The organism is Thermoanaerobacterium xylanolyticum LX-11, from assembly GCF_000189775.2.
Lineage (GTDB): Bacteria > Bacillota > Thermoanaerobacteria > Thermoanaerobacterales > Thermoanaerobacteraceae > Thermoanaerobacterium > Thermoanaerobacterium thermosulfurigenes.
On the sequence record NC_015555.1, the window covers coordinates 2,334,143 to 2,349,555 of the forward strand.

Genomic DNA, 15,413 nt, shown 5'->3' on the forward strand with positions numbered 1-15,413 from the left:
AGGAGTGGAGCAAATGTCTCATAATAAAAGAATAACAGAAAATTCATCAATAATCCAGTACTTAATGAAATTAAATTTTGCATTATATTTTACTAAACCTGTTATTCGTCATGTTTTAGAATTTATAATTGCTGCCACTCAAAAAGGTTATAGTGGTACTGTTACAGATATAGTTAATTTAAGCCTTGCTAATTGCCATAGAACTACCTTTGGCAAATTCTTAAGCCAAGGTGTTTGGAATATAGAGTATGCATGGAGAGCTATAAGGCGAGAAGTTATTCGCATTATATTTGAATTATTCCAAACTAGCAACAAGCCGATATTTGTGATTTTTGATGATACTATTGCTGAGAAGACAAAGCCTTCGTTACAGGCTAAACATACTATCCAGGCAACAGGATTCCATCAATCACATTTAAAAGGGAAGCAAGTTTGGGGACATCAACTTCTTACCATGATGCTATCTTGCGGCAATGTGGTATTACCTTACTGTATTGAGCGCTATGAAAAAGGTGGCAAAAGCAAAATCGAAAGAATATGTGAAATGGTATCTATGCTTCCAATACCTAAAGGACCAGCATATGGACTATGTGATTCATGGTACATAAACAAAAAAGTAATAGAAGCACATTTCGAAAGAGGATACCATCTCATAGGAGCACTAAAAACTAACAGGATTATCTATCCACAAGGCATCAGAATTCAGATAAAAGATTTTGCCCAATATATCGAAAAGAACGAAGTTCACCTCGTTACAGTGAACGGTTCTAATTACTGGGTATATCGCTATGAAGGAGCCTTAAATGGCATAGATAATGCTGTAGTTCTAATGTGCTGGCCTGAGAAAGCTTTTAAAAATGAAAATGCTCTACATGCATTTATCTGTACTGATACTGAATTAGATACTGAGACTATTCTAAAATACTATAGTCAGAGATGGCCTATAGAAATATTCTTTAGGCAGACAAAGAATAATCTTGGACTAAATACATATCAAGTACGCTCAACAAAATCAATAGATAGATTATTATGGCTTATATCATTGACATACATGTATTGTACGACTTCAGGCGACGAATATTGCAAATTTGGGCAAGGAATAAAAATAGTACGCAAAGAAGTACAAAAGCAGCGTGTTCAATGGCTATATGAGCAAGCTAATAATAAAGTACCTATTGATGAAATTTTAGCAGAACTACAGTTAGCATAGGTGTAGTGTATCTATTTGATGGTAATATTTGTTATCATTTTTTCTCATCTATAGCTTAAAAATTAAATTTAAATCTTAAAATTAATTTACCTACAGTATATAATTTCGGCTTTTATAATTAAAAATTGATACTTTTTAAATATTTTTTTAGCATAATATATAAGACAGATTACCGTACCATGATCTCTACTGCTTTCTCAAGGTTCAGCCATACATCACTGTATTGGTTGTCATTTCAGAGTTCACTTTAATGACTTATCCTTGAGAACTCCCCGGGTAAGAACGATAACCTTCATCTCATATATCTGCCAGATTTACTGTATGGGGTTCGGGTAGTGTTAGACTTCATTTTGTATCGCAAACTCGTCACCCAAATTCAGCCGCTCATCTAATTTTTTCTATAATGTCAAGATTTTACCTATCGCTTCCTTCAGATTTCACTCACGATAGGCACCCTTGCGGTTCGGGTAGTGATTTCCGTAATCTCGCCCACACCGGACACACTACAAAAAAATCGCCCCATATTCTGGAGCGATTTTTGTATCAATCACGATACTTTCTTTTTCAAAAGTCCTATCATGAAAGCTGTCACAACCATGCCGACAAGTATGGCAAGAATATACAAGAGCGGATTTGATACAGCGATTGGTATTACGAATATCCCGCCGTGGGGCGCTCTAAGTTCTATATGGAACAACATGGAAAGCGCGCCTGTAACTGCAGATCCTACCATTATAGATGGTATTACTCTAAATGGATCTGCTGCAGCAAATGGTATAGCACCTTCTGTTATAAATGATGCACCTAAAACCCATGCCGCTTTACCTGCTTCTCTTTCTTCTTTAGTAAATCTATTTTTAAATATGACTGTGGCAAGTGCCAAGCCTAAAGGTGGTGTCATTCCTGCAGCCATTACTGCTGCCATAGGCATAAATACATTTGATGCCAAAAGACCTGTTGCAAATGTGTATGCTGTCTTGTTAACTGGACCACCCATATCAAATGCCATCATAAGTCCTAATAGTGCACCAAATATGACTGCATTTGTAGAGCTCATACCTTTAAGCCAATTTGTAAGTCCTGTCATTATGGTCTTCATAGGTGTTCCTACTACATATATCATGAGAAGACCTACAATAAGCGTCGATAATACAGGCAGTATAAGGACAGGCATGAGGCCTTCCATCGTCTTAGGCAATTTTATGGTCTTTTTCAGATAGTAGACTGTATAACCAGCAAGAAAACCAGATATAATACCGCCTAAAAATCCTGCACCAGTTGATACTGCTAACATACCGCCTACCATACCTGGTACAAGTCCAGGTCTATCTGCTATAGAATAAGCCAAAAATCCCGAAAGTATTGGAACCATAAGTGCGAATGCAGAGCCACCACCGATTTGCATCAGTGCAGCAGGCAAAGTCCCTGGCACCTGAAATGCCTTGTATCCCCATAGGAATGAAAGTGCTATTGATATACCTCCTGCTACTACGAAAGGTATCATATATGATACACCTGTCATCAAGTGCTTGTAGGCACCTGTTCTTTGGCTGGACCTTTCTTCGTGAATCTTTTCCACTTTTTCTACGTAATTCTTTGGTTTTTCCATCTTCAATGCTTTTTCAATCAATTCTTTTGGATTTTTTATAGCTTCCTCTACTGGAACTTCCAGTATAGGTTTACCTTCGAAACGTGACTTGTCGACTTTTGTCGCAGCAGCAATTATGACTGCATCTGCTTCATTTATGTCACTTTCTGTCAATTGATTTTCTGCCCCTATAGACCCTTGTGTCTCAACTTTTATAGCTACATTAAGCTCTTTACCTGCCATTTCTAAGTTTTCTGCAGCCATATAGGTATGTGCTATACCTGTAGGGCATGCAGTGATGGCAACAATCTTTTTCATCAAAAATCCCCCTTACTCATATTTTTTGAAAGCATTTATGACATCCTCGTAAGTCTCAGCCCTATTTAGTTCATCTCTCACCTCCTCATGCATTAATGACCTTGAAAGTTTAGCTAAAATCTTAAGATGTAAATTGTCAGAATCCTCAGGAGCCGCTATCAAGAAAAACAGATAAGCTGGTTTTCCATCCATGGAGTTATAGTCTATGCCATATTTCGACTTTCCAAAAACCAATGACGCCTTTTTCACTAAACTGCTTTTTCCATGTGGTATTGCAACACCCATTCCAATGCCTGTGGAAAACTCCTCTTCTCTTTTTAGCACCACTTCCAAAAACTTGCCTTCATCGTCAATGGCTCCTTTTGCTGCCAATGGCTTTATAAGCTCTTTTAATACAGATAATTTGTCTTTTGATTTTAAATCAAATATCATCATGTCTTTATCAAGTATCTCTTCAATCATAGTTATCACCTTTCTATTACTTCAATCTCAACTTTTTCTTTAAGTTCTTCCACATCTTTTAAAGAACACGCCTTAGTGCCTTCCCTCATGATAACTGATGTAGATGCAGATGATGCCATCTTTATAGCTTCTTCTATGGGAAGGTCTTTACTTAAGCCATAGGCAAAACCTGCCACATAGGCATCTCCAGCTCCTACTGTCCCTTTCACCTGAACTTTTATTGGGTTTACTTTGTAAGCCTTCTCTTTCGTCACCACGATGCTTCCGCTGCCACCCATCGATACTGCCACAATTGAAATCCCACTTTCAATTATCCTCATGCCTTCTTCAATAATCTCATCAACACTTTCAAGATTTTTCCCCGTCATCCTTCTAAGCTCGTGAATATTTGGCTTTATCATATAAGGCTTTCCTTCTACGCCAAGCTTTAAAGCATCTCCATCAGCATCCAATATGACTTTTACGCCTTTACCGCTGACTTTCTCAATTATCTGTCTGTAAAAATCTTTATCCATGTTAGGTAGTAGACTCCCTGACAAAACAATCACATCCGATAAATCAGCATGCTCATTTATGCTCAAAATCAGCTTTTCTATTTCACCTCGAGAAACATCTGGACCAGCTTCGTTTATATCTGTATAAGTGTGTCTAATCTCATCAACTATCTTTATATTTGTCCTTATATCATTTTTTATTTGTACAAAGTTAAACTTTATCCCTAATTCACTTAAGACATTTTCGATGTACTTGCCGTTTGGCCCCATAAAGCCTAAACACTTAACGTCGCAGCCTAAATTTTTCAAGTTTTTTGCGACATTTACGCCTTTACCGCCTGCATCGATTATGGTTCTTGACACCCTGTTTACTGCTCCTAATCTAAAATCATTTACTATTAGCGTCCTGTCTATCGCCGGATTTACCGTCACCGTCGTAACCATCTAATACATCCTTTCCAAAGTTTAGTACATCCACATTGGCCTGCTCATACTTCTTCACTATCTCGTAGTCCAGCTCGTCATCGGTTATAATGGCAGTTATATCGCTTATGTCCGCAAATTTTACGAAAGACTTCTTCCCAAACTTGGTGTGGTCTACAACTGCATAAACTTCATTAGAGACATCTATCATTGCTTTTTTCGTATTCGCCTCTATGATGTCTGGTGTCATAAGCCCGTTTTCATACGATATGGCATTTGCACCGATGAAAGCCTTGTCGACTTTAAAATTCCTTATCACCATCTCAGCTATAGGACCTACAAGTGCCTTTGTGTTTAACCTCTCTATACCGCCTGTAACTATAAGCTCAATATTATTGCGGTTTGAAAGCTCTATGGCGATGATAGGAGAATTTGTGACAACTGTAAGATGTATATCTTGAAGGGATTTTGCGATCATCAGCGTAGTAGTGCCAGCATCAAGGATTACAGAATCACCTTCTTCTATGAGTGAAGCCGCTATCTTGCCGATCTGCATCTTTGACGGAAGCTCATAGTCCTCTTTCTCAACAAACGATGGCTCATAGTGTGTATGCGTATTCAATATAGCACCGCCATGTGTCCTCTGTATAAACCCATCTATCTCCAACATCTTTAGATCTCTTCTTATGGTGGACTCCGATACGCCTAAAATCTCGCTAAGCTCAGACACCGTAATGCTTTTATCCTTGCTTAGTATCTCAGCTATCTTCATCCTGCGCTCTTCCCCAAACATCCAATCACATCCATTCAAAATAGATGATAATTATTGATTGATTATGCTCAATTATGATTATACATTGAAAATGTTTTTTTGTCAATCGCTTATATATAAGATTTTCACTTTTTTACTATATTATAAATGTAAAGCTTCATTAATTGTTCGCTTATAATAATATTTTCAAACAGCATCTATTTAAAAATGAAAATGGGGGAATAAAAAATGATAAATAGTTTTGAGAGAGAATACAGGATAGTACCAAAGAATTTTTTTGAAAGTCTATCTTCAATATCCGGTTCACAGTTAAAAATCATAATGTACATAGCAAAGCATACAATAAAGAATGGACGTATTGAACCAGTAAAGCTTACTATAAATGAAATTCAGAAGGGAAAATTTGAAAATGGCAAAAGGATAGACAGTGGCACAGGTCTATCTACAGGCATCATAAGTAAAAGCTTGAAAAATGCCATAAAAGACGGATTTTTGGTGTGCTACGTCGACAACGAGGACAAATTGCGGCAGAAAAAATACTACACATTAAGACAAAATACATCCATCGAAGGCATCACGTACAAATATGACGAAAACGGTAGAATAACCGAATTTGGTGATTGGCAAAATATGACAACAAGTGATTCTGCTCATATACCATACATCGACAAAAATGAATACGCAGATAAAGAAAGTGAAAACCGTATTTCAGATAGCGAAAAGGTAGATGATGTTAAAAACATTGAAAACATTCCATTTTCAAAAAATGAAGACAATATGATCATATCAGATATGAATGATATGATAGATATTAATTCTGATAGTATATCTATCAATCATATCAATGATATGATGCATCAAAAAAGTGAAAACACACCTAAGTACATAGACAAAAGTATGCTTAAAAATAGGTACCATCTTACAGATGACGAGATGAATTTGTGCATATCTCGCATGAAGGGTAAGGACATAAAATATCCAGCAAAATTTTTAGAGAAAGTGATACAAAACTACTTAAAAGACAAATCAATACTAAAAGATGCCGCATCGTCAAATACGGCACCAAGAAACTACTTTAATTCATACCCACAAAGAAAGTACGACGTAGATGAGCTGGAGAAAAAGCTATTGGAAGTGTCAAGAAAGAGGACTAGACAATAATCAAATGCTTTTTTCAAATAGCAGCTTATCAATCACATAAGATGCGAGAATTATGAGAAGCGGCATGATTGAAAACGCATATCTATTAGTCGGTATAAACATAAGCTGAATAAGCGTCAAAAGAATAGCATATAAACCGATAAAGCGTATTTCATATTTTCTAAGGGAATAAAATGCTCCAAGCCAACCTATAGCCATTACAAAGCTGTGAAGAAGATATATATTTCGCAAGTATTGATATTTTGAGTCAAGATCATACCACATGCTTCCGAAGATTATATTGAACTTGCCTATGGTATACCATTTAAAATAATAGATGGGGCTTTTCTCAAAGCCTTTTATGATGAACTTGATGACATCCGTGGTGGAGCGAATGTTCTGTGGAACATGCTCTATTCCATTGAAGAAAGGGAAGGCGCCTCCTAACATTGGATTCCAAGTTTGAGTTGCAAATAAAATAAGCTTGTGAAGTGTGACAATGTTCCTAATCCACCAAGGTATCATGGTAACTATGAATCCGATTAAAACCTGCAAAAAATTCCTTACAGTGTAATTTAGATCCCTATTTTCGATGTACATTAAAATGTAAGGTATCACTATAAGCGGTGCTGCAGCAGGTCTTACTAAGATTGCCAGTCCAAATAAGATACCTGTTAAAACATTTATATACGCCTTAGGTCTTTTAAGCGCAATAACCTGCAAATACAAATACACCATGAAAACAAAAGTGTACACTGTCTCTGTAAGGATTAGCGTAGATGCCCATATAAATGTAGGATAAATAGCTGATATTAAAGCCGCCATAATCCCTACTTTGCTATTTTTGATTTCTTTGCCTATGAGGAAAATAAATAAAACCGTCAACACGCTTAATACACTTTGCACGATCCTTACAGCTTGAAGCGGACTACCATTAGAAAAGCCAAAAATCTTGTAGATTAAAGCGAGAAATAAAGGATACCCCGGTGTCACATAAGCATTTGGAGAATTTGACATATAACCTAAGAAGCCTTTTGTCAAAAACTGTTTCACCATTATGTCGTAATTCTTGGCATCACCTGAAAGGGGTGGCTGCATTACTTTGTAGACAAATAGGAATCTCAAATACAAAGCAATAGCCAAAACAACAATCAATGAAACAGCGACAAAAAACTTCTTCAAGCTAAGTTTTTGTTTGATAACCATGATTACCTCCTATCTTAACGCAATTAACGATGCACCTGCAAAGATTAGAACTACGCCAATCCATCTTGTCAATGGTATAGTCTCTTTAAATATGAGCCATGCTACAAATACTCCTAAAGCATAAGCAGTACTCTGCAAAGGATAGACGATGCTGAATTTTCCTTTTGCAAGAATGTATAGCCACAAGACAGTAGCTAATGCGTATACTATTATCCCACTTATGACGTACGGCGACATGAGTGACATCAGTACGCCTTTAAAACTGCTGGCACTTCCAATGCCTACTTTCCACAGCACTTGTCCTGTCACCAAAAGCAGGACATTTACTGCAACAAGTACGTATATCAATTGTCTTTGCCTCCTTCTATATCTCTGCTGCTTTTTTCTACCATATTCTTTAATATGGCCACTTCCTGCGTCAGTTTCACAATGCTTTCTGTTTGTTTAGATATTATCAATGTAAGGTGAAAACAGTATGAGATGATAAACAAAAGTCCTAACAAGAATAGGACAGATGGAGCGTAGTATATGTGAAGCGCTCGGCTTAAAAGATTTAAAAATCTCAAATTTGCCGATATGACAATCATCACTATGGAGAAAAATATCCAAAATAAGCTGTACTTCTCTAACAGATTGCCTTTTTTTATCTCAACTATGATTATAATTAAGAACAGTATGCTAAAAATTAAAGAAAAACTGTAGACATTAAAAAACACAAAAAGAAACCTCCTATGCTTTTTGTTGTTCTTTGGTTTTGATGCAGTTTATAAGTATAGCCAGCGTCACCTTTACCATGTAATAAATTGAGCGCCTAAAATTGATAGAAGAACGTCCGCCTAATCTCTCATACATCTCAACAGGTATCTCCATGATTTTAAATCCGCTTTTGCTAAGCTTTGCTACAACTTCAACTTCCGGATAATCTTGAGGATAGCTTTCGCTAAAGTATTTGATGACTTTCCTGTTAGCTGCCCTAAAGCCTGATGTGGTATCATATATGGCTTTTCCCGTTAAAGCTTTTAATAAAAACGTAAAGAAGTATGAACCTGTTCTCCTTAAATACGATCCTTTGTAATTGGTCTTCGAAACATACCTGGACCCTATAACAAGATCAGCCTTATCTTCTAATATAGGCTTTATAAGCTTATCTATGAATCTTGCATCGTGCTGCCCATCTGCATCAATCTGTATTGCTATATCATATCCATACTTGTAAGCGTACTTATACCCTGTCTGCATACATCCACCGATCCCAAGGTTAAAAGGAAGATCTATGACTGTGACACCATTGTTTTTAGCGATAAAAGACGTCTTATCGCTGGAACCGTCATTGACAACGAGTATATCTACATCTTTATTTGTTAACTTTATGTTATTAATGACGCTATCGATAGTCTTTTCCTCGTTGTAAGCCGGAATGATGACAATGACATTTGGCAATTTATTCAACTCCCATCACATTAATACACATTTCATTATATCATAAATTTATCACATAACTAAATTTTGCCTTATTTTTACATCAAAATTTGCGTTAAGCCTTCTTAAATACCCAAAGCTTGCTGCCTACAAAATTTATCATCATTGAAAACAATGTGGCAATAATCTTAGCGGAAAGTACGCCTAAAACGGGTTTTATTGGATACAGGATGGAAAGAGATACAGCTAATGATACACCATTGACAGCAATAAACTTGAATATTTCATAACCATGTGGAGTTGATTTATCGCCAAATGTCCAGTATTTATTCATCATAAAGCTGTTTACAACACCACAGCTATAAGATATCACCTGCGCCGCCATGTAGTACATTCCAAAAAACGTAAGAACAGTGAAAACCGAAAAATCCACCAAAGTATTTACTATGCCTACAAGATTAAACTTTATAAACTGTATAATCCCTGCTTTGCTATTATCTTGTTTCTCCTGTCTTTCCATCATCAAACCCCACCTTTCTCGCTATGATGTACAATGGTCTATCCCTTACTTCATCGTATATCCTTCCGATGTACTCACCAAATGCTCCTAAGACTGAAAAGTTTAGACCAAATAAGATCATATTTATAGCTATGACTGTATTTTCTATCGATACATCAACGCCTGCAATCCTTAAAACAAGCTCTACAATCAAATACGCAAATCCTGTAACTAACAGAAAAACGCCCAAATTCAAAGGCAATTTAAGCGGTGCATACGAAAACGACGTAATACCATCCATGGCAAGCTTAAGCATCTTTTTAAGTGTGTATTTCGTTTCACCTGCAAGCCTTGGATCTCTTACGTATTCTACACCTGTTTGCTTAAAACCTACCCAGCTTACAAGCCCTCTTATATACCTGTTTTTTTCTTTTATTGATGTCATAGAATTCATTACATCACATACTTTTCTATCTATCAAGCGAAAATCACCTGTATCGACTGGTATATCTACATTTGTAAGACTTTTTAGCAATCTGTAGAATACTCTTGCTGTAAAGAGCTTAAAGAATGACTCACCTTTTCTTTCTGCCCTTTTGCCATACACAACGTCGTATCCTTCTTTCCACTTCTCAATCATCTTCAATATCACTTCAGGTGGATCCTGCAGATCTGCATCGATGACAACAACAGCATCACCTTTCGCATTATCCATGCCAGCGGTTATAGCTGTCTGATGCCCAAAATTTCTCGAAAAGCTTATAAGTTTCACATTTCTATCATTCATGCTTATCCCACTTAGAATCTCTGCTGACTTGTCATGGCTGCCGTCATCTACAAATATAAGCTCGTAAGTCTCATCAGTTGAGTCCATGACTTTTTTAAGTCGCCTGTACGATTCTTCAATAAGAAGTTCTTCGTTGTACACAGGTATGACAACAGAATACTTTATATGAGACATATCTATCCCTTCTTTCAAAATATTTATGTTCAAGTGTCAATGTCAGTTGACATTGACACCTTTAAGATCATAAAGTTCCCCAAAATCTCTGCCAAATCCTCCGAAGCCATTACCGCTTTGAGTAGAATTTGTGCTGCTCCATTCGCTTGTTGGCACAAGCTTTCCATTTTCTCTTACCCAGTTCATTATCTCACTATTAGAGCCTCTATCCATGCCGCCAGTCATCACATACCTTACTTCGCCTTTTTTCACAAGCTCTTTAAATTGACTTAAGGTCAAAATATTGTCTGAGCCTGAGAAACCTCCTAATGCCATCACAGGTTCGCCTGTCTTTATAATTATGCTATCGGCGCTTTGTGATGATGATACGACTAAAAGATACTTTGCGCTACCTTTGTTTTTCTCAAGGAAACTTATAAGCTTAGAATCTGCACTGCTATTTATATTTCCGCCACCGAAATCAAACCTATTTCTACCTGTCATAAGCTCTAATCCTGCTGATGGCATGGTACCGTTCATAGGATAAAATAGCGTCGTAGCTGACCAGATAGTAGGCGCTATCAAAAGCCCTATTACACCTACTGTAAGCATCGCCTTTTTGACTTTAAATCCGCCATTCTTAGCAAAAGTCATCAATGACAAAACTACTGCCGATCCGATAGAAAACACTGCAACAGACAACATGATGTACTTTGTAATGTTAGATGTATTGTAGTGGTAGTACAATATGAGAAGTTCGACTAAGCCGTCAGCCACAAATGATAAAGGCAAAAGCCACGACTTTGTACCACCTTCTTTATACATCTCCCACATTGAAACGATGCCTATGCCTGTAAGTGTCGCTATAGGAGGTGCCATCATCGTCAAATAGTACGGATGGAACATGCCTGTTGTAAAGCTAAAGTATATAAACACAGGCACAAGCCATGAAATCCACAATATCAGAGAAAGCTTCCTACCATCATCAAATGGCCTTTTAAGCCTTTTTCTTAAAAGTTCTGCTAAAAATCCAAAGATCGCCATAGGGAAAAGCCATATTATCTGATCAGACAAGCTGTTGTTTGAAAAAAGCCTCAATATGCTGGCTTTTTCATCTCCGCCGAACATACCGCCCATTCCGCCTCTATTGCCATTTGGCCTTCCAAAATTGCCGCCTGCGAAATTTGGATTTGCACCATTTTGCCCATTAAACCTTGGAAAATTGCCTTGGTTAACCTGAGCATTGAAATTGCCAAAGTTTCTCCTAAATTCTCCACCATTGAAATTTCCTATGCGACCGCCGCCAAATCCACCGCCAAAACCTGTGTTTCTGCCAAGCCCAAGCCTCTCAAGCCCATTGTGCCCTATAATAAGCTCTAATTCTGAATTGTCTGTGCTGCTACCTACATAAGGTCTCATGCTTTGAGGAGTCATGTCAACAATGATTGCCCACGAAAGGGATACAATAAGTAACACAACAGTAGCTAATGACAAATAGCCGATCCTTTTCTTAAAACTTATCTTTGATGCTAAGATGTACGTTATATACACTGCTGGAATTATCATGTATGCCTCCAGCATCTTTACATTAAAGCCAACGCCTACTAAAAATAAGCTTAACAGCAAATACTTAAGTTTGCCTGTGTCCAAGGCTTTCATAAAAGCTAAAACTGCAAACAAAAGGGTCATAAGGAGCATATTGTCTATTGTATTGTTTCTGCTGTCTGCCACAAATACAGGTGTTGTGGCCAAAACCAATGCTGATATAAGCCCCGCTGTCTTGCCAAAATACCTTTTAACGAGGACGTATATTAAGGCTACTGATATGACACCTGCTATGGCCTGCGGCAGCAATATGCTTATGCCGCTAAATCCAAATATTTTAGCAAAAATAGTCTGTATCCAAAAGCCCAGCGGCGGCTTGTCTATCGTGACAAATCCAGCCGGATCGTAAGATACAAAGAAAAAATTCTTAAGGCTCATGCTCATGCTTTTTACGCCTGCAGCGTAATACTGGTTTGCATATCCTTCAATACTTAAATTAGTAAAATTCAATATTGCTGATAATAGTAAGATTAAATATAATCCGATATTGTCTTTATTAAACTTCAATCTTTTCATAGTCATCCTCCAATCCTTTTTGCTGTAAGATTATTGTAATAATTTTGTCGCTCATATAAGCTTCGTGTTCTATGTATCTTCGATTCACTTCCCTCGTTTTGCTAACGCCGTCTATGCGTTGTGACGGCTTTCGCTAACGCTCATACACAAAACTTCGCTACGTTCATCGGATACATTAACGAACACTACGCAATATATTCGCTCATAAAATTATTACAAATTAAGTACTTGCTTGAATTCTATCGTTCATATAAGCTTATTCCACATATCTCAATATAACCTCAGAATGTCTTATAAGTTTCAAATAGTTGTGTGAATTTCGTGTGATTCTAAATCTAAATCAAAAGTACATACCCTATTTAATACAGCCACATCGTAAGATACTTTTACAAGGTAAATTGCCATCACAACATTTGCCAATGAAACCATCATAGGTATAAAACCAAAAGAATTCCTTAAACTTCCAAACAAAACATAGTACATATTTAAAAAGCTTGTTATGCTGAAACCGGCAAAAAAACCAAATAGCCTCATGTCTTTTACATACAAAAATGCTATTATCGCCAATGTTACAGCAGGGAAAAGGTACCTCTCATGCATCCCTGTAGAAAATGTAAATACACCTGCAATCTGAATTAAAGCTGCTAAAAATGACAATTTGCTGTTTTTCCCTTTAATGTATATAAACCATGAAAATGCAGTCGTTAGAACTATGAATAAAAATCCCCATGTGCTGTAGCTAAATACAAACAATTTTGTACCAGAATTGACATAGTTTGCTCCCAGCAATCCGTATAAATTAAAGCCATTTACAGATGCGTATGGATACTCTGAAATGGTCTTTTCATACAGCTTAAATATCCACAAAGGATCTTGACCTATGGCAAACGGCACTAATACTATAACTGCCGTAACCAGTGACACCACAAAAGCCTTTAAGAAATTTTTAAAGCTTCTCTCATTTACAATCTCAAAAAACAAGACTGGTGCAAATATGATTCCCTGTGGCTTCATAAGCACTGCTGCGGTGAAAAACACTGACGAAAGTCCCAGCTTTTTCTCTGACAAAAAGTACACCGCTACTATTACAAGCATCGTGAAAAACGAATCAACCTGTCCCCACGCAGATGAATTTATGAATACAGCCGGATTGAAAATGTACAAAGCCGACATAAATGCACTTATGTTTTTTGCAAAATGCTTATTTGCTATTTTGTATATGATGTAAGATGATGCAATATCAGCTAAAATCGATGGAAGCTTTAAAATCACATTGTAGTAATGTGATAGATTTCCGATTGATGCTATCTTGCCTATTAAGTAAAGCACGTAGATGTAAAGCGGTGGATAATCACAGCTTGGAGTATTTTTATAAAAGTTTAAGATGTCCTGCGATGCAGACTGTGCCCAGCTTCTAAAAAGCCCTATATCGCCTGAAAAACCTTCAATAGTTGCAGCTATGTAAAGACGCATGAAAAATCCTATCAAAAATAGTAAAGCTATGATAAATGCGTCACTTTGGAAGTCAAGCTTAAACTTTTTATTCTTCAAAGCATAATAGCTTAAAACAAACAGTAAAAACACTACCGCCGCGTATGCCATTATATACACGCCGTGCTTTGATGATGTCCCCCTAAATCCTCTAAAATCTGCTCTGCTGCGGGGCATTTGCCATTGTGATTGGCCATTTTGTCCATTCCCTTGAGAAAAGTTGCCTCTTTGCCAGACGCCTTGATTTGTGCTTCCACTTCCCCAACTTCTATTTGTGCTGCCCTGTGTGAAACTGTGCTGAAAATTCCCTATAAACCCCTCTGTGCTTCCACTGTAATGGTACAGTGAGTATACACTTAGAATCACTAGCAAAACCAAAACAAATGACAAGCTGTACTTTAGCATCTTTTTACCCATCGCCTTATCTCCTTTTCTTTTATTCTACCTATAGAAATTATAAGACTTAAATGTTGCAAAAAAATTAAAAAAATGTGTGATTTCTGTGTGAAAAAAAAGCAACCAGCATACGCTGATTGCCTTTTTTCAATGAAATATAAATCATAATTTCAACAAGCATCAATTAACTTTTTTCTTGACGTATTCGTACATGGCTTCAATAAAATCAACAGCATTTTGAAATCATCCATAGACTCTTATGCCTTCTTTCTGAACATTTTTGTAGAATGGAAGCATCTTCACAAAAATCACACCTTGCCATTTAATTTTGAAAGATATCCTTCAATTCAATTTCAAATGATTCAAAAATCCTAAACTTTATATTGTCTTCTTCTGAATACACTTCAGGTCTTTTGTATTTGCCATCTTCACCTAAATAGTAAGACAATACAGTTTTTTCATCAGGAAATACGATCCAATACTCTTTTACCCCCGCTTTTTCGTACAAATAGAATTTTTCCTTTAAGTCTCTCTTTAATGTTGAAGGAGAAACTACCTCTATAATCATATCTGGACTTCCTTTACAGCCTTTATCATCCAGCTTACTTGGATCACACACTATCACTATGTCAGGCTGAACTACATTTGTCACATCATCATCGCTAACATTTTCAGCAAACAATCTTACATCAAATGGAGCGCTGTAAACTTCACAAGCCTTTCCTTTTAGATAATTATGGATAGAGGCAAATAATTCTCCTACAACTTTCTGATGTTTCCGCGTCGGTGATGGACTCATATTATATGGAACTCCTTCTATAAGCTCCCATCTCTCATCATTAGTCCAGCTCAAATAATCTTTATATGTGTATTTTATATGTTCATCTTTATCTGCAACTGCCATATTATTTCACCTCTTTTAATAACAAAACTA

At 36.8% G+C, this 15,413-nt stretch carries 15 protein-coding genes; 2 read left to right on the plus strand and 13 right to left on the minus strand.

The genetic code is table 11. The features are described 5' to 3' along the window. Positions 1 to 13: 13 nt before the first annotated feature. Positions 14 to 1,210, plus strand: a complete 1,197-nt coding sequence (locus THEXY_RS11235) for an IS701 family transposase (RefSeq protein ID WP_013786890.1) — start codon at positions 14 to 16, stop codon at positions 1,208 to 1,210. A 547-nt stretch (positions 1,211 to 1,757) separates the two neighbouring features. Here THEXY_RS11235 and THEXY_RS11240 read toward each other — a convergent pair. From THEXY_RS11240 to THEXY_RS11255, 4 genes are read right to left on the minus strand one after another with little or no spacing between them, the layout of a single operon-like run. Further along, a complete protein-coding gene (locus THEXY_RS11240) occupies positions 1,758 to 3,116 on the minus strand; it encodes a PTS fructose transporter subunit IIC (RefSeq protein WP_013788955.1) in 1,359 nt (452 codons plus the stop codon). Between the two features lie 12 nt (positions 3,117 to 3,128). Continuing rightward, the gene (locus THEXY_RS11245) at positions 3,129 to 3,578 is read right to left on the minus strand and encodes a PTS sugar transporter subunit IIA (RefSeq protein ID WP_013788956.1); all 450 of its coding nucleotides are present in this window, start codon (positions 3,576 to 3,578) and stop codon (positions 3,129 to 3,131) included. A 5-nt stretch (positions 3,579 to 3,583) separates the two neighbouring features. Then, positions 3,584 to 4,516 (minus strand): 1-phosphofructokinase, encoded by a 933-nt coding sequence (pfkB, locus tag THEXY_RS11250; RefSeq protein ID WP_013788957.1) that lies wholly within the window; start codon positions 4,514 to 4,516, stop codon positions 3,584 to 3,586. Continuing rightward, positions 4,461 to 5,288 carry a DeoR/GlpR family DNA-binding transcription regulator gene (locus tag THEXY_RS11255; RefSeq protein ID WP_013788958.1) on the minus strand — a complete coding sequence of 276 codons (828 nt, stop codon included), beginning with the start codon at positions 5,286 to 5,288 and terminating at the stop codon, positions 4,461 to 4,463. The genes pfkB and THEXY_RS11255 overlap by 56 nt, the downstream gene beginning before the upstream one ends. 207 nt (positions 5,289 to 5,495) lie before the next feature. Between THEXY_RS11255 and THEXY_RS11260 the strand changes: the two genes are divergently transcribed. Further along, positions 5,496 to 6,428, plus strand: coding sequence for a hypothetical protein (locus tag THEXY_RS11260; protein ID WP_013788959.1), 933 nt, complete (start codon positions 5,496 to 5,498; stop codon positions 6,426 to 6,428). Here the strand turns inward: THEXY_RS11260 and THEXY_RS11265 are convergent, their stop codons facing one another. The 9 genes from THEXY_RS11265 to THEXY_RS11305 form a co-directional block, all read right to left on the minus strand. Continuing rightward, a complete protein-coding gene (locus THEXY_RS11265) occupies positions 6,429 to 7,613 on the minus strand; it encodes an ArnT family glycosyltransferase (protein WP_013788960.1) in 1,185 nt (394 codons plus the stop codon). 9 nt (positions 7,614 to 7,622) lie between these two features. Next, positions 7,623 to 7,961 carry an EamA family transporter gene (locus THEXY_RS11270; RefSeq protein WP_013788961.1) on the minus strand — a complete coding sequence of 113 codons (339 nt, stop codon included), beginning with the start codon at positions 7,959 to 7,961 and terminating at the stop codon, positions 7,623 to 7,625. Then, the gene (locus THEXY_RS11275) at positions 7,958 to 8,329 is read right to left on the minus strand and encodes a DUF2304 domain-containing protein (protein WP_013788962.1); all 372 of its coding nucleotides are present in this window, start codon (positions 8,327 to 8,329) and stop codon (positions 7,958 to 7,960) included. Before THEXY_RS11275 ends, THEXY_RS11270 begins: the two co-directional genes overlap by 4 nt. 13 nt (positions 8,330 to 8,342) lie before the next feature. Continuing rightward, the gene (locus THEXY_RS11280) at positions 8,343 to 9,053 is read right to left on the minus strand and encodes a glycosyltransferase family 2 protein (RefSeq protein WP_013788963.1); all 711 of its coding nucleotides are present in this window, start codon (positions 9,051 to 9,053) and stop codon (positions 8,343 to 8,345) included. 94 nt (positions 9,054 to 9,147) lie between these two features. Further along, the gene (locus tag THEXY_RS11285; protein ID WP_013788964.1) at positions 9,148 to 9,555 is read right to left on the minus strand and encodes a GtrA family protein; all 408 of its coding nucleotides are present in this window, start codon (positions 9,553 to 9,555) and stop codon (positions 9,148 to 9,150) included. Beyond that, entirely contained in the window at positions 9,527 to 10,492 is a 966-nt protein-coding gene (locus THEXY_RS11290) for a glycosyltransferase family 2 protein (protein WP_013788965.1), read from the minus strand. Before THEXY_RS11290 ends, THEXY_RS11285 begins: the two co-directional genes overlap by 29 nt. Positions 10,493 to 10,534: 42 nt before the next feature. Next, the gene (locus tag THEXY_RS11295) at positions 10,535 to 12,592 is read right to left on the minus strand and encodes a glycosyltransferase family 39 protein (protein ID WP_013788966.1); all 2,058 of its coding nucleotides are present in this window, start codon (positions 12,590 to 12,592) and stop codon (positions 10,535 to 10,537) included. 300 nt (positions 12,593 to 12,892) lie between these two features. Further along, complete coding sequence (locus tag THEXY_RS11300; protein WP_013788967.1) at positions 12,893 to 14,500, minus strand: glycosyltransferase family 39 protein; 1,608 nt, start codon at positions 14,498 to 14,500, stop codon at positions 12,893 to 12,895. Positions 14,501 to 14,801: 301 nt separating this feature from the next. Continuing rightward, a complete protein-coding gene (locus THEXY_RS11305) occupies positions 14,802 to 15,383 on the minus strand; it encodes a Uma2 family endonuclease (RefSeq protein WP_013788968.1) in 582 nt (193 codons plus the stop codon). Between the last annotated feature and the right edge of the window lie 30 nt (positions 15,384 to 15,413).